The organism is Pantoea sp. XY16 (assembly GCF_025153065.1).
GTDB lineage: Bacteria > Pseudomonadota > Gammaproteobacteria > Enterobacterales > Enterobacteriaceae > Pantoea > Pantoea alfalfae.
The window spans coordinates 152,587-171,081 of the sequence record NZ_JANZNP010000001.1; the positions used below are offsets into that span (position 1 = coordinate 152,587).

Consider the following 18,495-nt stretch of genomic DNA (forward strand, 5'->3'; position numbering starts at 1 on the left):
CCGCTAAAATCGCGGTAATGGAGAAAATGATTCTCCGGGAGTCCCATATGCTAGATAAAACTGACCTTAAACTGCTCTCACTGCTGCAGCAGGATTGCACGCTGTCGCTGCAGGCGCTGGCGGATGCCGTCAACCTCACCACCACACCCTGCTGGAAGCGCCTGAAAAAGCTGGAAGATGATGGCATTATTCGCGCCCGGGTGGCACTGCTGGATGGGGATAAAATCGGACTGTCACTGACGGCGTTTATGTTTGTGAAAACCCAGCAGCATAGCCGCGACTGGTATCAGGCCTTTGTCTCGGTGGTAAGCAGCATGCCCGAGGTGATGGCCTTTTACCGGATGGCAGGCGAGTATGATTACCTGCTGCGCATTCAGGTGGCCGACATGAAGAGCTATGATGCTTTCTACAAGCGATTAGTGAACGGTGTGCCCGGCCTGATTGATGTGACATCCAGCTTCGCCATGGAAGAGATTAAATACACCACGGCTTTACCTGTCGCCCCCTGAGGGCCTGAGATTGAGAGCAGCGTTGTGCGATTATTCAGTCAATTAAGTTGGTATTTTCTGAGGGAGTGGCGGCGCTATCTGGGCGCGGTTATCCTGCTGATTGTTATTGCTATTCTGCAGTTGCTGCCGCCGCATGTGGTCGGTGTCATTGTTGATGGTGTCACACGTGACAACATGAGTACCAGTCGCATCATGATGTGGATTGGCATCATGCTGGCAACCGCAGTGGTGGTCTATCTGCTGCGCTACGTCTGGCGCGTACTGCTGTTTGGTGCCTCCTACCAGCTGGCGGTTGAGCTGCGCGAAGATTTTTATCGCCAGCTGAGTCGGCAGCAACCGGCATTTTATCTGCGTCACCGCACAGGTGACCTGATTGCGCGCGCCACTAACGATGTGGATCGGGTAGTGTTTGCAGCCGGGGAAGGGGTGCTGACGCTGGTCGACTCGCTGGTGATGGGCTGCGTGGTGCTGCTGGTGATGAGTACGCAAATCAGCTGGCAGCTGACGCTGCTGGCGCTGGTGCCGATGCCCATTATGGCGATCGTCATCCATCGCTACGGTAATCAGCTGCATCATCGCTTTAAACTGGCCCAGGCGGCCTTCTCCAGCCTTAACGACCAGACGCAGGAGAGCCTGACCAGCATCCGGATGATTAAATCCTTCGGTCTTGAACAGCATCAGTCGCAGCAATTCTCCGACATCGCCCGCGATACCGGTGAAAAGAACCTGCGCGTGGCGCGGGTCGATGCCCGTTTCGATCCCACTATCTACATCGCTATTGGTTTCTCAAACCTGCTGGCGATTGGCGGCGGAAGCTGGCTGGTGTGGCATGACCAGATGACGCTGGGGCAGCTTACCAGCTTTGTGATGTATCTCGGCCTGATGATCTGGCCGATGCTGGCGCTGGCGTGGATGTTCAATATCGTCGAACGCGGCAGCGCCGCCTGGAGCCGCATCGGTGCATTACTGGCGGAAGCGCCAGCGGTGGAAGATGGTGATAAGTCACTGCCACCTGACCCGGGCACGCTGCAGGTCGCGATTCGCGCCTTTCACTATCCGGCCAGCGCGGCTCCGGTGTTAAGTGATGTCAGCTTCCAGCTGAAGCCCGGCGAAATGCTGGGACTGTGTGGGCCAACCGGCAGCGGAAAAAGTACCTTACTGAGCCTGATCCAGCGCCATTTTGATATTCAGCAGGGCGACATCCGTTATCACCAGATCCCGCTGCCGCAGTTACGGCTGGACAGCTGGCGCAGTCGTCTCGCCGTGGTCAGCCAGACACCATTCCTGTTTTCGGACAGCGTAGCGAACAATATTGCGCTGGGGAAACCGGGCGCAACCCAGCAGGAGATTGAACAGGCCGCCACCCTGGCCTGCGTGCATGACGATATCCTGCGGCTGCCGCAGGGTTATGAAACCGAAGTCGGGGAGCGAGGTGTGATGCTGTCCGGTGGACAGAAGCAGCGTCTTTCGATTGCCCGGGCACTGCTGCTGAACGCAGAAATCCTGATTCTGGACGACGCACTCTCTGCGGTGGATGGTCGTACCGAGCACGAAATCCTGCATAACCTGCGCATCTGGGGGCAGGGAAAAACACTGATTATCAGCGCGCATCGCCTGTCAGCGCTGACGGAAGCCAGTGAAATTCTGGTGTTACAACAGGGCAGCGTGGCACAGCGTGGCAATCATGACGCGCTGACCGCCAGCGCTGGCTGGTATCGTGACATGTATCGTTACCAGCAACTGGAAGCGGCGCTGGATGATGATGAAAATGAGAAAGGAGTGCCGCATGGCTAAGTCTGCCCGCTTGTGGCCAACCCTGAAGCGCCTGCTGAGTTACGGTAAGCCCTGGCGTAAATCCCTGTCGCTGGCGGTAGGCATGCTGTGGATCGCTGCCGCGGCGGAAGTAACCGGTCCGGTGCTGGTCAGCTACTTTATTGATAACCTGGTGGCGAAGCATCAGATGCCCTGGGGACTGGTGGCCGGTCTGGTCATCAGCTTTGTCCTGCTTCAGCTACTGGCCGCCGGGCTGCACTACTGGCAGGCGCTGCTGTTTAATCGCGCTGCGATTGGTGTGGTGCAGCGGTTACGCAGTGACGTGATGAATGCTGCGCTTTGTCAGCCGCTGAGCGCCTTTGATACTCAGCCGGTCGGGCAGATTATTTCGCGCGTGACGAATGACACCGAAGTGATCCGCGATCTTTATGTCACAGTGGTTTCAACCGTACTGCGTAGCGCTGCGCTGGTCGGCGCCATGATGGTGGCCATGTTCAGTCTTGACTGGCGCATGGCGCTGGTAGCAATGATGATCTTCCCGCTGGTACTGATAGTGATGTTCATCTATCAGCGTTACAGCACGCCGATTGCCCGACGGGTTCGCAGCTATCTGGCTGACATCAACAACGGCTTCAATGAAGTGATCAGCGGCATGAGTGTGATTCAGCAGTTTCGTCAGCAGGCACGATTTGGTGAGCGCATGGGCGAAGCGAGCCGCTCTCACTATCTGGCGCGAATGGAGACGCTGCGCCTCGATGGCTTTCTGCTGCGTCCGCTGTTGAGCCTGTTTTCAGCGATGGTCTTGTGCGGGCTGCTGATTCTGTTCAGTTTCTCTGTGCCTGGTGTGTTTGAAGTGGGGGTGCTCTATGCCTTTATTACTTACCTGGGCCGTCTGAATGAGCCACTGATTGAGCTGACCACCCAGCAGTCGATGCTGCAGCAGGCGGTGGTTTCCGGTGAGCGTATTTTCGAGCTGATGGATGCCGCCCAGCAGCAGTATGGGGCCGATCAGCAGCCACTGGCTTCAGGTCGTATTGCCCTGAACAATCTCAGTTTTGCCTACCGTGAAAATCGTGATGTGCTGAGTGATATCAATCTTGAAGTCGCACCGCGTGAGTTTGTGGCGCTGGTGGGCCATACCGGCAGTGGCAAAAGTACCCTGGCTAATCTGTTAATGGGTTATTACCCAGTGACGCGTGGCGAAATCCGTATTGATGATCGCCCGATTGGCGGCTTGAGCCACGCCGTGCTGCGACGCGGTATCGCGATGGTGCAGCAGGATCCGGTGGTGCTGGCCGATACGCTGCTGGCCAATGTGCGGCTGGGCCGCGACATCAGCGAAGAGGCTGTCTGGACAGTGCTGGAACAGGTGCAACTGGCACCGCTGGCGCATGCCCTGCCGGAGGGGATTCACACCCGACTGGGCGAGCAGGGCAATAACCTGTCGGTCGGGCAGAAACAGCTGCTGGCGCTGGCCCGGGTACTGGTTGATCTGCCGCAGATTCTGATCCTCGACGAGGCAACCGCTAACATCGACTCCGGCACCGAGCAGGCGATTCAGCAGACGCTTGCGACACTAAGGCAACACAGCACGCTGGTGGTGATCGCTCACCGCCTCTCAACGATTATCGATGCGGATAAGATTCTGGTGCTGCATCGTGGTCGTGTGGTTGAGCAGGGCACCCATCAGCAACTGCTGGCGCTGCAGGGACGCTACTGGCAGATGTATCAGCTGCAGCAGGCAGGGGAAGATCTGGCGTCGGGCGTACCTGTAACATCTGAAAGCTGACTTGCACCTTTTTTGCGCAGCTTTATCGGAATAATCTGTATAAATGCACTCCTTTGACGCCTGGAGCACCAAAGGAGTGCAGTCTCAGCCTGCGATCCCTGTCACACACCCATTCTCATTCATATCTTCCCTGAAGCATCCCTTGCTCTGTCTCGCCTGACTCACTGATTAAGGGCACTTTTACACTCTGGCACAGGCTTTGCTTATATCCCTGCGTGTCCGTAAACGTTACCTATTTACTCGCTGGAGGGGATCCAATGAAGCTGGTTACCGTCGTAATTAAGCCATTCAAACTGGAGGATGTACGTGAAGCTTTATCCTCTATCGGCATTCAGGGACTGACCGTCTCCGAAGTGAAAGGTTTTGGTCGTCAGAAAGGCCATGCAGAGCTCTATCGTGGCGCAGAGTACAGCGTGAACTTCCTGCCAAAGGTCAAAATTGATATCGCCATTGCCGACGATCAGTTAGACGAAGTGGTGGATGTCATCAGTAAAGCGGCTTACACCGGCAAAATTGGCGACGGTAAAATTTTCGTGGCTGAACTGCAGCGCGTCATCCGTATTCGTACCGGCGAAACCGACGAAGCCGCTCTGTAATTAAGACTCAGTACTGTGATGGGATGGAATAAAAATGAATAAAATTTTCACTAAGCTGGGCCTCACCAGTCTGGCACTGTTACCCTCACTCGCAATGGCTGCGCCTGCCGTTGCGGACAAGGCTGATAACGCATTTATGATGATTTGCACCGCGCTGGTGCTCTTTATGTCAATTCCAGGTATTGCGCTGTTTTACGGCGGTCTGATTCGTGGCAAAAACGTTCTGTCGATGCTGACGCAGGTTGCTGTCACCTTCTCGCTGGTGTGCGTGCTGTGGGTGGTCTACGGCTACTCCCTGGCATTCAGTGAAGGTAACGCTTTTTTCGGCGGCTTTGGCTGGGCCATGCTGAAAAACATTCAGCTTACCGCCGTTATGGGCAGTTTCTATCAGTATATCCACGTAGCATTCCAGGCCTCGTTTGCCTGTATTACCGTGGGCCTGATTGTTGGTGCCATTGCAGAGCGTATCCGTTTCTCTGCCGTATTGATCTTCGTCGGTGTCTGGCTGACGCTTTCATATTTACCTATTGCACACATGGTCTGGGCGGGCGGTTTCCTGGCACAGGATGGCGCACTGGATTTCGCTGGCGGTACCGTGGTGCATATTAACGCCGCTATAGCGGGTCTGGTTGGTGCATATCTGGTGGGCAAACGTGCGGGATTTGGTAAAGAGGCATTCAAACCCCACAACCTGCCGATGGTCTTTACCGGCACCGCTATTCTGTACGTTGGCTGGTTTGGCTTTAATGCCGGTTCAGCTTCAGCAGCGAACGAAATCGCCGCGCTGGCTTTCCTTAACACCGTGGTTGCAACAGCAGGTGCGGTACTGGCATGGACCTTTGGTGAGTGGGCGGTACGGGGTAAGCCTTCACTGCTGGGTGCCTGCTCAGGCTTTATTGCCGGTCTGGTCGCGATTACCCCAGCCTGTGGCTATGTCGGTGTGGGCGGTGCGTTAATCATCGGCCTGGTCGGCGGACTGGCGGGACTGTGGGGCGTCACCACCCTCAAAAAATGGCTGCGCGTTGATGATCCGTGCGATGTGTTCGGCGTGCATGGCGTGTGCGGTATCGTGGGCTGTATCCTGACGGGCGTGTTTGCTTCCTCTTCACTGGGCGGCGTCGGTTATGCTCAGGGTGTAACCATGGGCCATCAGGTCTGGGTGCAGCTCTTCAGTGTGGGTCTGACGATTGTCTGGTCGGGCGTTGTTGCCTTCATTGGCTTCAAGCTGGCCGATCTGATTGTCGGACTGCGCGTACCGGAAGAGCATGAACGTGAAGGTCTGGATGTAAACAGCCACGGCGAGAATGCTTACAACCAGTAATGGACAGGCACTGAAATGAATAATCGGGGGCGAGCAATCGCCCCTTTTTTATTTCTCTTTATTCGCTGCGCTGGCGCATTACCCCTTCCTGAACTGTTGAGGCTACCAGCACACCCTGCTGATTGTAGAACTCGCCGCGGACAAAACCGCGTGCCCCGGAAGCTGAGGTACTGACCACGCTGTAGAGCAGCCATTCAGTGAAGTCGAACGGGCGGTGGAACCACATAGAGTGGTCGATCGTGGCGACCTGCATATCCGGCTCTAAAAAGCCTTTACCGTGCGGCTGCAGCGCAACCGGCAGGAAGTTGAGGTCGGACGCATAGCCGAGCAGGTACTGATGGATACGCAGGTCATCGGGCAGGGGGCCGGTGGCACGGATCCAGACCTGACGCTCCGGTTTATCCACATGTCCACGAAGCGGGTTATGGATCTGTACCGGGCGAATCTCCAGCGGACGTTCAGCAATGAATTTCTCGCGTAACTTTTCTGGCAGCAGATGCGCCATTTTCTGCGCCATCGCCTGTTCGGTTAACAGGTTCTCCGGCCCCGGCACCTGTGGCATCGGATTCTGATGTTCAAATCCGCTTTCAGGTGACTGAAAAGAGGCCGTCATATAAAAAATGGGCTGGCCATTCTGAATGGCGCTGACCCTGCGTGCGCTGAAACTTTTGCCATCACGCAGCGTTTCAACATCATAGATAATCGCTTTCTGGCTATCGCCGGGCCGCAAAAAATAGCTGTGAAATGAGTGAATAATGCGATCTTCCGCGACGGTTTGCTTTGCAGCATACAGCGCCTGACCCACCACCTGACCGCCAAACACCTGGCGCAGTCCCAGATCTTCGCTCTGGCCGCGATATAAACCCTCCTCCAGTTTTTCCAGATTCAATAAATTCAGCAGATTTTGCAGTGCCTGACTCATGGCGCATTCCTCAATATAGTGACCCGCTCAGTGTGAAAGATCGGACCAGTTGACGTCAATCAGACTTTCCGCTTTGCCTGTGCCAGGCAAAATTTCATTTTTGTGCCAATATTAAGCCCATACGGCGAGTGAAGCGCTGTAAGCAGGATTCGCTGCCGACAATCATTTTGATCAAATGGAGACGACATCAATGAAACTCAGGCATGTGTTCAGTGGGGTAGTTATTGCGGTTGCTGTTGCGGGATGTGCCGACAAGAGTAAACCAGTTCCAACGCCAACGCTGGGTTCTGCAGTGGCAGGACAAACGGCCGCGATTGCGCAGCCAAACGTAAGTGGTTCAGTCTTTATCCGCCAGCGCATTGCGCTGCCGCCGGATGCGGTATTAACCGTGACGCTTTCTGATGCCTCCGTATCTGATGCTCCATCAAAAGTGCTGTCGCAGCGCGTGGTGCGTACTGAAGGTAAACAGGCACCGTTCCAGTTTGTATTACCGTTTAACCCTGCCGACATTCAGCCCAATGCACGCATTCTGTTAAGCGCAGCCATCTCAATCGACGGCAAGCTGGCCTTTGTCACTGAAGGCGTGAAGCCGGTCATCAACCAGGGTGGCACCAAAGCTGAACTGCTGCTGGTACCGGTACCGTCAGTAGCGATGCCAACCCAGCCGGGCGCAGCGACAACTGTTCCGTCGACTTCACCCACTCAGGTGACGCCATCTGCTGCTGTTCCGGCACCCACACGTATTTAATTCTCTGCCGGGGCGACCTTGTCGCCCCTTCATCCTGCCTGAAATTGCCAGCGACAGGTCGAAAGATCGAGTTGTCCGTCATCACTGACCTCTATGCCTTCCGCTTCCAGCGCATCCCGCTGCCGCATCAGACGGTCGCCCTGTAGTGAAATTGTGCCATGGCGATTAACAACGCGATGCCAGGGTAGAGTAGTGCCTTCTGGTAACCGGCTCAGCACGCCGCCCACCTGACGTGCCGCGCGCGGGGAGCCCGCCAGTCGCGCAACGTCGCCATAAGTCGCGACGTGGCCATAGGGTATTGCGGCAACAATTTGCCAGATGCGTTGCTGGAAAGAGTCAGGCTGATCCATGTGCTTATTTATTCTGCTTTTTTCATCAGGAATTGGGTTTTAACTTTAGCATGAGGAGGATGAGGAAGCAGTGTCAGCACGGCGATTGTTCAAGAAAACAACGGTTGTCCCGACTACGCTTGCAATTGCCATCTCCTTCCCAGATAATGCCCCCGCTCTCGTCAAGAGGGCTTGTCAATGGGGGCCCTGTTGGTTCTCCCGCAATGCTAGCTTGTGAACTCGGTCAGATCCGGAAGGAAGCAGCCGCAGCAGGTGACGCGTGTGCCGGGATGTAGCTGGCAGGGCCCCCACCATTTTCCCCCTCTGAATATCTCTTCTCCCGAAACTGCAGACAGGCAAAACCCGCCTGGTCCGATCCTTTGCCGGCAGGCAGGAATATCCGGTACTAAAGAAGAGATTAAACGCAGCAACAATCCGTCAGATTAACGGACAAATTTCCATACTGAACCTGGGACTTTATCGTAGAGCTTGTTCATCGTCAGTTCCGCCAGGCGATGGTCGGCTGCGGAGTAAAATACCGCTAATTCATCCTCGGGTAATTCATACTTATTTTTTTCAATGACCCTTTCCAGGGTATCCAGAGAGCGGCAACGCCGCAGTCGCATCAAATAATCGGTTTTAGTCAGGGTTTTGTTCATAAATAAACCGTTCTCATGTCTGTACTATAATGAATGGCTTGGCTGGTGCAGAAAAGCGCACTCTTCAGTGAACAGATTAAATAAGCGTTTCGCTGAACGTTGCCACCGTTGAAGATCCGGACTGTTGATACCATAGTTGCTGAATAGCATAAAAGTATCATCAAGATATTCATCGATTTGCGAAATCAGCGCTTCATCTTCGACGTGCTTAATTTTGTAATTCATGGTGAAAGAGGCAATGTGTTCAATCAAATCGTTAAGCTGCAGATTGCTTTCAGAAGTGGGGTCATTCACCCAGCCGTGATGGCTGTCGGTTAATGTTGCCATGCTGTCGTCAAACAGGCTCTCACACAGATATTTAAGCTGGGCAATATCATGCCGTTTCGGTGAGTATTCGTCCATCTTTTTCCCCTCCATAGCTAGCTCAGTTGCCGCAGGGCAGCGATAGTGGATAACGCAGCCAGGAAGCGATTATTCGGGCAGTTATTAAACGGGATACCTTAAAGATAGTGTAAAACCATTAGTTCTGCTCACCTCCATTACTAAATATTACAATTCATCGCCAGGGGAGGGCTGCTGATTGTCGACCACATCAAACTCAAGTGCTCCGGGCTTAATGTGAAAGTTTACCTGTTCAGATTGCGTCACGGTTTCATTTAGATCCAGACAGGGATTAAATAAATTCCAGTCAAAATCGTAAAGTAATTTAAAACTATTCATATCCAGGTATTCAACCGAAACAATTTTTAAACTGCCTGGAACTAACTGCGCATTCTGTGAGTACCAGCGTAAATCACCTACCAGCAAATCTGTTATTTTGAGAATATTCCGCTGAACAATCTCTGCTATTTTTTCGCAGTCTGCTTCGCCCAGGGCAATATCACATTCAATACGTGACAGCATATCTGATCCACTAATAACCGTTAATAAACCTATCATTGGTTTTCTGCAACTGGTTTGCAAGCCAGCAGAGCACAAAACTGTCAGCATCTGCGCTTCAGCAGGCGGCAGTGCCTGCCAGCATCCTGCCGTAAGTCCTGTTGGTGTTTATCTTTTGATACACAATCACGCGTTTCCCTGACGGGAATATCCGGTATCTTATTTGTTATGTTATAACATATTGGTGAAGCGATGCGTCAGAGTGGATTACTTATGTCATTGGGTGGGAGGTTGAGTGTAGCCGTGCTATTCATCGCGCTGCTTGCCGTGGCCATAAAATGGGGGATCACATGATCCGGTTCAACACGCTTCGTGCTGGCTATCAGGGACAGAGCGTCACCCCGTTGGTTACCGGGCAGATTGCAGCTGGCTCGATGACAGCCTTAGTCGGTGCTAACGGCAGTGGCAAATCAACCCTGCTGAAAACTATTGCGGGTTTATTGCCACCGATAACCGGACGTTGTGAATTGCAGGTTTCGCATCGGGATATCGGCTGGATGCCGCAGCGAACAGAACTTGAAACCCGTTTTCCCCTGACAGTATTTGAACTGGTCTCAATAGGCTGCTGGCCGCGCTGCGGCTGGTTCGGCGGTATTAACCGGGTACTACGCCGTGAAATCTGGCAGGCGCTGGAGGCCGTTCAGATGCATGATTATGCAGATGTGCAGCCTGCGACTTTATCAGGCGGACAACTTCAGCGCGTTTTGTTTGCACGACTGATGTTGCAGCGCAGCCAGCTCTGGCTGCTGGATGAGCCTTTTAACGGCATTGACAGCCAGACCGTGACATTACTGATGTCGATTCTTGAGCAGCAACAGCAGGCCGGCACAACCCTGCTGGTGGTGCTGCACGATCGTCCGCTGGTGGCGCGCTACTTCAGTAACGTCATGTCGATGGATGACAGTGAGATCAGCTGCACCAGTCAGCCTGCTATCCCTTTGCGGAGTTGTGCGCCGTGACCCTGATGCAGCCTTTTATTGAGTTTGGTTTTATGCGGCGCGCGCTGGTGGCCTGTTTTGCACTGGCGGTCAGCGCTACGCCACTCGGCGTGTTCCTTTCGCTGCGCCGGATGAGCCTGATTGGTGATGCCTTATCGCATGCAGTGCTGCCCGGTGCCGCTATTGGTTATCTGATCTCCGGCCTGTCGCTGGTTGCGATGGGTATCGGCGGCCTGATCGCCGGTTTAGCCGTGGCGCTGCTTTCTGGCGCGGTCAGTCGCTATACGCCCCTGAAAGAGGATGCCAGTTTTGCCGGGTTCTATCTTGGATCCCTGGCGCTGGGCGTCACGCTGGTCTCATTACGCGGCTCAAGCGTGGATCTGCTGCACGTTCTGTTTGGCTCGCTGCTGGCGGTGGATAACGGCGCGCTGCTGCTGGTCGGCGGCATCGCCGCCTTTACGCTGATTCTGCTGGCGATCATCTATCGTCCGCTGGTCATCGACGCATTTGACGGTGACTTTCTGCGGGCGCAGGGGAAATGGAGCGCGCCGCTGGTGCATGGTCTGTTTTTAATGCTGGTGGTGCTGAATCTGGTCGCGGGCTTTCAGGTACTGGGCACGCTGATGTCGGTGGGACTGATGATGCTACCCGCCGCCAGCGCCCGTTTCTGGAGCCGTCATCTTGCCGCCATGCTGGTGATTGCCATTTTCATGGCAATGATTTCAGCGCTGGCGGGACTGATGCTCTCCTGGCACTTTTCATTGCCGGCCGGCCCCGCTGTGGTGCTGAGCGCCGCCATGCTGTTTTTTCTCTCCATTCTTGCAGGGCCATGCGGCGGGATTTTTCGTCGCCATTAATCTAAAGGGGTATCTATGAAGAAATTACCGGTTAGCCTGGCGCTCGCAGCGCTGTTTGCCACGCCTTTTGCGATGGCAAAAACGGTGGATGTGGTGGCCAGCTTTACCGTGCTGGCAGACATCGTTAAGCAGGTCGGCGGCGACCATGTCAACGTGAAAAGCCTGGTGGGGCCGAATGGCGATCCTCATACATTTGAACCCACGCCGCAGGACAGTCAGGCACTTGCAAAGGCCGATCTGGTCTTTGTCAGTGGACTGGGACTGGAAGGGTGGATGGATCGGCTGGTCAGCGCCTCCGGATATCGCGGCCAGTCCGTTGTGGCCTCGGCGGGTGTCACCACCCGCAGCATGGAGGAGGAGGGCAAAACCGTTACCGATCCTCACGCCTGGAACAGCATGCAGAACGGCGTGATCTATGCCACTAACGTAATGAATGCGCTGGTCAAAGCCGATCCTGAAGATGCCACCGCCATTCGTCAGCGTGGTCAGAATTACATTCAGCAGCTGGAGGCGCTGGATAGCTGGGCAAAAACGGCCTTTGATGCTGTGCCTGTCGACAAGCGAAAAGTGCTGACCAGTCATGATGCGTTTGGTTACTTTGGACAGCGCTATGGCGTGACGTTTCTTGCGCCGGTAGGGTTCTCTACTGAAGCGGAAGCAAGTGCCAGTGACGTGGGTAGTTTAATCACCCAACTAAAGCAGCAGCATATCAACCGCTATTTTATAGAGAACCAGACTGATCCGCGCCTGGTAAAACAGATTGCCAGCGCCACGGGAGCCGAGCCGGGTGGTGAGCTCTATCCGGAAGCGTTGTCCACGGCCTCTGGCCCGGCAGCCACTTATGAGGCGGCCTTTAGACATAACGTGAATGCGATGCTGAAGAGCATGCGCTAAGCATAAAAAAGGCCGGGCAAGCCCGGCCAGTCATCACGACACACATACTAGCGTTTTTTCTTTCTTCCCTGTACGGCTTTAAAGCGTGGATTCGTTTTACAGATCACGTAAATCCGACCCTTGCGGCGCACTACCCTGCAATCCCGATGGCGATTTTTTGCTGAGCGCAGCGAACTCAATACCTGCATGAATCTTTTCCTTATTTACGGCCAAGAAAGCGCCCGAAACGCTGATTAAAGCGCGCGGTGCTGCCCTCTTTGGCGAAATCTTTCTGTTTGCCGGTATAGAAAACGTGTGAGGCCGACGACACATCCAGTGTGACGTAGGGCAGCGTTTCACCTTCAAACTCTACGGTGCGATCGGTTTTGATGGTCGAACCGATTTTGAAATAAACGTCAGCTGATGTGTCATGGAAGACCACGTGACGATAGTGAGGATGGATATTCGCTTTCAAAATACTCTCCTATGTAATGTTATAATATTACATTATTATGCGCCGCACTGTTCAGGATTGCAACTGCCAGGACGTCAGCTCGCGTGAAGTGTCAGGAAGGGAGAAGGGCTGAATCGCAGGCATAAAAAAAGGCCGCTTGCGCGGCCTCAGATGATTTACAGCTTAGTGAGTCTGGTCAGCCTCAACCGGATGACTTCTGGATGATTCGTCTTTTTTCTTGCCAAAGCGGCGGCGTACCACCACAAAGAACACAGGAACGAAGAAGATCGCCAGTATGGTCGCGGTGACCATGCCCCCGATAACGCCAGTACCTACGGCGTTTTGTGAACCGGAGCCAGCACCCGTACTGATCGCCAGCGGCAGTACCCCGAGAATAAACGCCAGCGACGTCATCAGGATAGGACGCAGACGCATACGACAGGCTTCCAGTGCTGCTTCAATCAGCCCTTTACCCTCTTTATCCATCAAATCCTTGGCAAATTCGACGATAAGGATGGCGTTCTTGGTCGAGAGGCCGATGGTTGTCAATAACCCCACCACGAAGTAGACGTCATTACTCAGGCCACGCAGCGTGGTAAAGATCAGCGCACCTATGACCCCAAGTGGAACAACCAGCATGACCGAGAAGGGAATCGACCAGCTCTCGTACAGTGCGGCAAGACACAGGAAGACCACAATTAGCGAGATGGCATAGAGCGCAGGAGCCTGGTTGCCTGACAGACGTTCCTGATAGGACATACCGGTCCAGTCATAGCCGATGCCCGCAGGCAGCTTCGCCGCCAGCTCTTCCATCAGGTCCATTGCTGCACCGGAGCTTTTGCCTGGTGCGGCCTGTCCCAGAATTTCCATCGCAGGCAGACCGTTGTAACGTTCGAGACGCGGTGAACCATATTGCCACTTCGCTGACGAGAAGGCAGAGAAGGGCACCATAGTTCCACTGCTGTTACGCACGTACCATTTACCAATGTCGTCCGGCAGCATACGGGAATCCGCATTACCCATGACGTAAACTTTCTTCACACGACCGCGGTCGATAAAGTCGTTTACGTAAGAGCCGCCCCAGGAGGCTGCCAGCGTGGTATTGATATCACTCAGTGATACGCCCAGCGCCTGCGCTTTTTCCTGATCGATAGTCAGTTTGTACTGCGGTGTATCTTCCATCCCGTTAGGGCGAACACCCACCAGCGTATCAGGATGCTGCGCAATCATACCGAACAGCTGATTACGTGCTTCTGTCAGCTTATCGTGGCCGAGGTTGTTCTGATCAATCAGCTCAAAGTCAAAGCCGGTCGCATTACCCAGTTCGATAATTGCTGGCAGGTTGAAAGGAATGACCATCGCATCTTTGATCGCCCCCAGCGCCTGCATGGCACGGCCAGCAATCGCCGGAACTTTCATGTCGCTACCGGCACGCTCATCCCACGGCTTAAGACTGACAAAGGCGATACCGGTGTTCTGTCCACGACCAGCAAAGCCGAAGCCGTTAACGGTGAACACCGATTTAACCGTATCTTTCTCTTGCGTCAGGAAGTAATCCGACACCTGATCCAGCACTTTCTGGGTACGTTCCTGAGTAGCACCCGCTGGCAGCTGTGCCTGAGCGAGCAGCAGACCCTGATCCTCTTCCGGTAAGAATGAAGAGGGCAGTCGCATAAACAGAAACGCCATACCGACCACGATCAGCAGGTAGATCACCATATAGCGACCCGTACTGCGGATCATGTGGCCGACGCTGTCGACATAGTGGTGGGTGCTTTTGTCGAACATGCGGTTGAACCAGCCAAAGAAACCGGTGGTTTTACCGTGCTCGCCTTTTTTAACCGGCTTCAGCATGGTGGCACAGAGTGCCGGCGTCAGAATAAAGGCGACCAGCACCGACAACGCCATCGCTGAAACGATAGTGATTGAGAACTGACGATAAATAACGCCGGTCGAACCACCAAAGAACGCCATCGGAATAAATACGGCGGCAAGCACCAGCGCGATACCGACCAGCGCGCCCTGAATCTGCTCCATAGAACGCTTGGTCGCTTCTTTTGGCGGCAATCCTTCTTCCGCCATGACGCGCTCGACGTTCTCGACCACCACGATGGCGTCATCCACCAGCAAGCCGATGGCCAGCACCATCCCGAACATCGTCAGGGTATTTATCGAATAACCAAACGCGCTGATAACGGCAAACGTACCCAGCAATACCACGGGCACGGCGATGGTAGGAATCAACGTGGCACGGAAGTTTTGCAGGAACAGGTACATGACCAGGAACACCAGCACAATCGCTTCGATCAGCGTTTTCACTACTTCGAAAATCGAGATCTTAACGAATGGGGTGGTGTCATACGGATAGACTACTTTTAACCCGGCCGGGAACGTTGGCTGCAATTTGGCCAGTTCGGCTTTCACCGCATTGGCGGTATCCAGCGCATTCGCACCTGTGGCCAGCTTGATACCGATACCGGACGCAGGCTTGCCGTTATAACGGGCAATGATCTCGTAGTTTTCTGCGCCGAGCTCAATTCTGGCCACATCACGCAGACGAACCTGAGAACCATCCTCGTTCACTTTGAGCAGAATTTTACCGAACTCATCCGTTGAGGTCAGACGGGTTTGCGCAATGATTGAGGCGTTAAGCTGCTGGCCCGGAACCGGAGGCGTACCACCTAACTGACCGGCAGCGACCTGGGTGTTCTGAGTGTTCAGCGCGCTGATCACATCGACCGGTGTCAGGTTGTAGTTGTTCAGCTTGTGCGGATCCATCCAGATACGCATCGCGTACTGCGCACCAAATACCTGGGTATCACCCACGCCTTTAGTACGGCTGATGGGATCTTTGATGGACGACGAAATGAAATCAGAAATATCATTCTGCGTCATATTGTCATCGTCGCTGATGAAGCCCGCAACCATCAGGAAGCTGCTGGAGGATTTTTTAACCTGAATCCCCTGTTGCTGCACTTCCTGCGGCAGCAGCGGCGTCGCCAGCTGCAGTTTGTTCTGCACCTGAACCTGCGCGATGTCCGCATCTGTTCCTGACTCAAAAGAGATAGTCAGGGTCAGCGTACCGGATGAGTCGCTGCTCGAGGACATATACATCAGTCCATCGATACCGTTCATGTTTTGCTCAATGACCTGCGTCACCGAGTCCTGCAGCGTTTTTGCATCCGCACCAGGGTAGGTCGCCTGAATCTCAATTGCCGGCGGCGCAACATTGGGATATTGCTCGATCGGAAGTTTGAGAATCGATAGCGCACCGACCAGCATGATGATGATGGCGAGCACCCACGCAAAGATGGGGCGATCGATAAAGAACTTAGCCATGAATCAACGGCTCCTGTTATGACGATGACTTGTCAGACTGCGGTTTTGAATCGGGTGCCGCTTTCGCATCGTCTGAGACTTCTTGTGGAGTAACCTGTGCGCCTGGCTTGGCACGCTGCAGTCCGGTGCTGATCACACGTTCGCCTGCTTTAACGCCGTCGGTCACTAACCACTTGTCGCCAATCGCCTGAGAGGTGGTGACCTGACGTGATTCGACTTTGTTATCTGCACCTACGACCATCACGGTTGCCTGACCCGTTGGCGTGCGGGTAACTGCCTGTTGGGGCACCAGCATTGCATTCGGGTTGATCCCCTCATCCAGACGCGCACGAACAAACATGCCCGGTAACAGCGTGTGGTTCGGGTTCGGGACAATGGCGCGTAGGGTGATGGAACCGGTGGTTTCATCAACGGTCACGTCAGAGAACTCCAGCGTACCGGTCTGTGCATAGCTGCTGCCGTTCTGCATCAGCAGCGTCACGTTGGCTTTGCCATCGTTCTGCTTCAGCTGACCCGACTCGAGTTCTGAACGTAAGCGCATGAAATCTTCGCTCGACTGGGTCACGTCGACATACATTGGATCAAGCTGCTGCACGGTAGCGAGCGCGTTGGTTTGTGCGCTTTGTACCAATGCACCTTCGGTAACAGAGGATTTACCGATGCGGCCACTGATAGGCGAGGTCACTTTGGTGTAAGCCAGGTTAATACGGGCCGTTTCAACATTGGCTTTTGCCACCTGCACGGCAGCATCGTTTTGCGCGGCAGTAGCAACGGCGGTGTCATAATCCTGCTGACTGATATATTTGGTGCCGAGCAGCGGTTTATAGCGCTTGACGGTCAGCTGAGCGATGCGAGCATTCGCCTGAGCCTGTGTCAAATCGCCTTTAGCGCTGTCGTAAGCAGCCTGATAAGTCGCCGGATCGATCTGATAAAGAGACTGACCTGCTTTGACATCGCTGCCTTCAACAAAATTACGCTTCAGAATGATACCGGAAACCTGCGGACGGACTTCAGCCACACGATATGCTGAGGTGCGGCCAGGGAGTTCAGTCGAAATTTTCAGGGGTTCAGTTTTAAGTGTCACAACACCCACTGCTGGCGGTTGCTGGGCGGCTTGTTCGGATTTATTGTTGTCACATCCTGTTAACAAAAAGCTGCCTGATAGCATCAGGACGGCCGCCAGAGGCGATAATCCTCTGATTTTATTCATAAATAAACCTCTAGTGTCCGATATCAATTGGTCAATGGATCACAAACTGAAAAACCCATTGCTGTGTCAAGTCGCAGGTCATGCTATGGTACATACATTCACAAATGTATGTAAACTTACCCGTTTGTAAAAAAAGCCCCTTATGGCACGAAAAACCAAAGCGCAAGCACTTGAAACGCGACATCAAATTCTTGATGCCGCCATTGTTCTGTTTTCGCAGCAGGGCGTCTCAGCCACTTCTCTTGCAGAGATTGCCACCGCGGCCAGTGTCACGCGTGGGGCTATCTACTGGCACTTCAAAAATAAAGCCGATGTGTTACATGAAATATGGCTTCGTTGTGATGCTGGTCTGGACGATGTGGAACTTGAGTATCAGACAAAATACCCTGGCGATCCACTCTCTGTGTTGCGCGCAATGCTGGTCTATATCTTTGATGCAACAGCAAAGGATCCACAGCGCCGCGCTTTGATGGAGATCATTTTCCATAAATGTGAATTTGTGGGCGAAATGTCGGCGCTGAAAAATATTCAACAAAGCCTGCTGCTGGAGTGCTATGACAAAATAGAAGATGTTCTGCGTCAGTGTATTGAAGCCGGACAACTTCCGGGTAGTCTCAGTACGCGACAGGCCGCACTTATCCTGCGTGGTTACGTTAATGGCATGATGGAAAGCTGGCTTTTTGCGCCTGAAAGTTTTGATTTAGCCGCTGACGCGCCAACGCTGGTCAATGCCTTTATTGATATGCTGCGTCTTAGCCCGACGCTGACTGCTCAGCGCTAAGCAGGCTGCCCATCGCGCTTGTTCTCGAAATCGCGCTGCACGATGGCCAGCGCTGAAAGCACCGTTTCCACCGGTAACTGATGCTCTTCCAGAAGCTGGATCAAATCCACTGCCAGTTTGACGTCGTCAGGGGCATTTTCCAGTGACATTTTTTCTCCTAAATACGTAAGCGGGCCGCGACCAGCAGCATCAGCACTGCGCCGAGGATCGCCATGCCCAGCGTGCCAGCATGCAACGTTGCCAGCGAGCCCAGTTCAAAATAGGTGGCGATATAGCCGCCAATCAGTGCGCCGATCATCGACAGCGTCAGGGTTGCCATCAGGCCGCCGGGTCGTCCCGGCATCAGCAGACGCTTCAGCAATCCCAGTAGCAGCCCGCATAGCAGCCAGCTCAGTAAGCCCATTTTTCGTCTCCGCGCCGAATTACACCCAGTATAGAAGCGCTTTTATCTCGTTGCG

General features: G+C 54.0%; 21 protein-coding genes and 1 other RNA gene. 11 read left to right on the forward strand and 11 right to left on the reverse strand.

All coding sequences use genetic code 11. The annotated features are described in order from the left end of the window. Window positions 1-47 precede the first annotated feature (47 nt). The 5 genes from N1689_RS00755 to amtB all read left to right on the forward strand — a co-directional run bounded on the left by N1689_RS00755 (window position 48) and on the right by amtB (window position 5,988). Complete coding sequence (locus N1689_RS00755) at window positions 48-509, forward strand: Lrp/AsnC family transcriptional regulator (protein WP_033782182.1); 462 nt, start codon at window positions 48-50, stop codon at window positions 507-509. Window positions 510-533: 24 nt separating this feature from the next. Continuing rightward, window positions 534-2,303, forward strand: a complete 1,770-nt coding sequence (locus N1689_RS00760) for a SmdA family multidrug ABC transporter permease/ATP-binding protein (protein WP_161736027.1) — start codon at window positions 534-536, stop codon at window positions 2,301-2,303. Then, the gene (locus tag N1689_RS00765) at window positions 2,296-4,071 is read left to right on the forward strand and encodes a SmdB family multidrug efflux ABC transporter permease/ATP-binding protein (RefSeq protein ID WP_161736028.1); all 1,776 of its coding nucleotides are present in this window, start codon (window positions 2,296-2,298) and stop codon (window positions 4,069-4,071) included. The genes N1689_RS00760 and N1689_RS00765 overlap by 8 nt, the downstream gene beginning before the upstream one ends. Window positions 4,072-4,328: 257 nt before the next feature. Continuing rightward, a complete protein-coding gene (gene glnK / locus N1689_RS00770) occupies window positions 4,329-4,667 on the forward strand; it encodes a P-II family nitrogen regulator (protein WP_003850469.1) in 339 nt (112 codons plus the stop codon). A gap of 34 nt (window positions 4,668-4,701) precedes the next feature. Then, window positions 4,702-5,988, forward strand: coding sequence for an ammonium transporter AmtB (gene amtB, locus N1689_RS00775; protein ID WP_161736029.1), 1,287 nt, complete (start codon window positions 4,702-4,704; stop codon window positions 5,986-5,988). A 58-nt stretch (window positions 5,989-6,046) separates the two neighbouring features. On the opposite strand, the gene tesB is transcribed toward amtB, so the two are convergent. Next, window positions 6,047-6,910 carry an acyl-CoA thioesterase II gene (tesB, locus tag N1689_RS00780; protein WP_161736030.1) on the reverse strand — a complete coding sequence of 288 codons (864 nt, stop codon included), beginning with the start codon at window positions 6,908-6,910 and terminating at the stop codon, window positions 6,047-6,049. Between the two features lie 190 nt (window positions 6,911-7,100). Between tesB and N1689_RS00785 the strand changes: the two genes are divergently transcribed. After that, complete coding sequence (locus tag N1689_RS00785; protein ID WP_033731772.1) at window positions 7,101-7,658, forward strand: YbaY family lipoprotein; 558 nt, start codon at window positions 7,101-7,103, stop codon at window positions 7,656-7,658. A 29-nt stretch (window positions 7,659-7,687) separates the two neighbouring features. Here the strand turns inward: N1689_RS00785 and N1689_RS00790 are convergent, their stop codons facing one another. After that, a complete protein-coding gene (locus N1689_RS00790) occupies window positions 7,688-8,008 on the reverse strand; it encodes an MGMT family protein (protein WP_161736031.1) in 321 nt (106 codons plus the stop codon). Window positions 8,009-8,195: 187 nt separating this feature from the next. Here N1689_RS00790 and ffs point away from each other — a divergent pair. Further along, window positions 8,196-8,292: signal recognition particle sRNA small type (gene ffs / locus N1689_RS00795), an RNA gene on the forward strand. Between the two features lie 138 nt (window positions 8,293-8,430). Here the strand turns inward: ffs and N1689_RS00800 are convergent. The 3 genes from N1689_RS00800 to N1689_RS00810 all read right to left on the reverse strand — a co-directional run bounded on the left by N1689_RS00800 (window position 8,431) and on the right by N1689_RS00810 (window position 9,549). Continuing rightward, a complete protein-coding gene (locus N1689_RS00800) occupies window positions 8,431-8,646 on the reverse strand; it encodes an HHA domain-containing protein (RefSeq protein ID WP_003850458.1) in 216 nt (71 codons plus the stop codon). A 24-nt stretch (window positions 8,647-8,670) separates the two neighbouring features. After that, complete coding sequence (tomB, locus tag N1689_RS00805; RefSeq protein ID WP_161736034.1) at window positions 8,671-9,048, reverse strand: Hha toxicity modulator TomB; 378 nt, start codon at window positions 9,046-9,048, stop codon at window positions 8,671-8,673. Window positions 9,049-9,195: 147 nt separating this feature from the next. Beyond that, entirely contained in the window at window positions 9,196-9,549 is a 354-nt protein-coding gene (locus N1689_RS00810; RefSeq protein ID WP_222924426.1) for a hypothetical protein, read from the reverse strand. Window positions 9,550-9,875: 326 nt separating this feature from the next. On the opposite strand from N1689_RS00810, the gene N1689_RS00815 reads away from it, so the two are divergent. From N1689_RS00815 to N1689_RS00825, 3 genes are read left to right on the forward strand one after another with little or no spacing between them, the layout of a single operon-like run. Then, on the forward strand, window positions 9,876-10,544 hold the full coding sequence (locus N1689_RS00815) for a metal ABC transporter ATP-binding protein (protein ID WP_260057634.1): 669 nt from the start codon (window positions 9,876-9,878) through the stop codon (window positions 10,542-10,544). Further along, a complete protein-coding gene (locus N1689_RS00820) occupies window positions 10,541-11,380 on the forward strand; it encodes a metal ABC transporter permease (RefSeq protein ID WP_260057635.1) in 840 nt (279 codons plus the stop codon). The genes N1689_RS00815 and N1689_RS00820 overlap by 4 nt, the downstream gene beginning before the upstream one ends. A gap of 15 nt (window positions 11,381-11,395) precedes the next feature. Beyond that, complete coding sequence (locus N1689_RS00825) at window positions 11,396-12,274, forward strand: metal ABC transporter substrate-binding protein (RefSeq protein ID WP_161731951.1); 879 nt, start codon at window positions 11,396-11,398, stop codon at window positions 12,272-12,274. Window positions 12,275-12,321: 47 nt separating this feature from the next. Here the strand turns inward: N1689_RS00825 and ykgO are convergent, their stop codons facing one another. The 4 genes from ykgO to N1689_RS00845 form a co-directional block, all read right to left on the reverse strand. Then, window positions 12,322-12,462: a type B 50S ribosomal protein L36 gene (gene ykgO, locus N1689_RS00830; protein WP_009091664.1), complete on the reverse strand. Its 141-nt coding sequence runs from the start codon at window positions 12,460-12,462 to the stop codon at window positions 12,322-12,324. 11 nt (window positions 12,463-12,473) lie between these two features. Continuing rightward, window positions 12,474-12,728, reverse strand: coding sequence for a type B 50S ribosomal protein L31 (locus N1689_RS00835; protein ID WP_033782196.1), 255 nt, complete (start codon window positions 12,726-12,728; stop codon window positions 12,474-12,476). 162 nt (window positions 12,729-12,890) lie between these two features. Then, window positions 12,891-16,046: an efflux RND transporter permease subunit gene (locus N1689_RS00840; protein WP_222924419.1), complete on the reverse strand. Its 3,156-nt coding sequence runs from the start codon at window positions 16,044-16,046 to the stop codon at window positions 12,891-12,893. Window positions 16,047-16,062: 16 nt separating this feature from the next. Next, window positions 16,063-17,256 carry an efflux RND transporter periplasmic adaptor subunit gene (locus N1689_RS00845; protein WP_161731955.1) on the reverse strand — a complete coding sequence of 398 codons (1,194 nt, stop codon included), beginning with the start codon at window positions 17,254-17,256 and terminating at the stop codon, window positions 16,063-16,065. 142 nt (window positions 17,257-17,398) lie between these two features. On the opposite strand from N1689_RS00845, the gene acrR reads away from it, so the two are divergent. Further along, window positions 17,399-18,037, forward strand: coding sequence for a multidrug efflux transporter transcriptional repressor AcrR (gene acrR, locus N1689_RS00850; protein WP_033731781.1), 639 nt, complete (start codon window positions 17,399-17,401; stop codon window positions 18,035-18,037). Here acrR and rsmS read toward each other — a convergent pair. Further along, entirely contained in the window at window positions 18,034-18,186 is a 153-nt protein-coding gene (gene rsmS, locus N1689_RS00855) for a pleiotropic regulatory protein RsmS (protein WP_161731957.1), read from the reverse strand. The two genes, acrR and rsmS, sit on opposite strands and share 4 nt — an antisense overlap. A gap of 8 nt (window positions 18,187-18,194) precedes the next feature. After that, window positions 18,195-18,440 (reverse strand): GlsB/YeaQ/YmgE family stress response membrane protein, encoded by a 246-nt coding sequence (locus N1689_RS00860; RefSeq protein WP_260057637.1) that lies wholly within the window; start codon window positions 18,438-18,440, stop codon window positions 18,195-18,197. Between the last annotated feature and the right edge of the window lie 55 nt (window positions 18,441-18,495).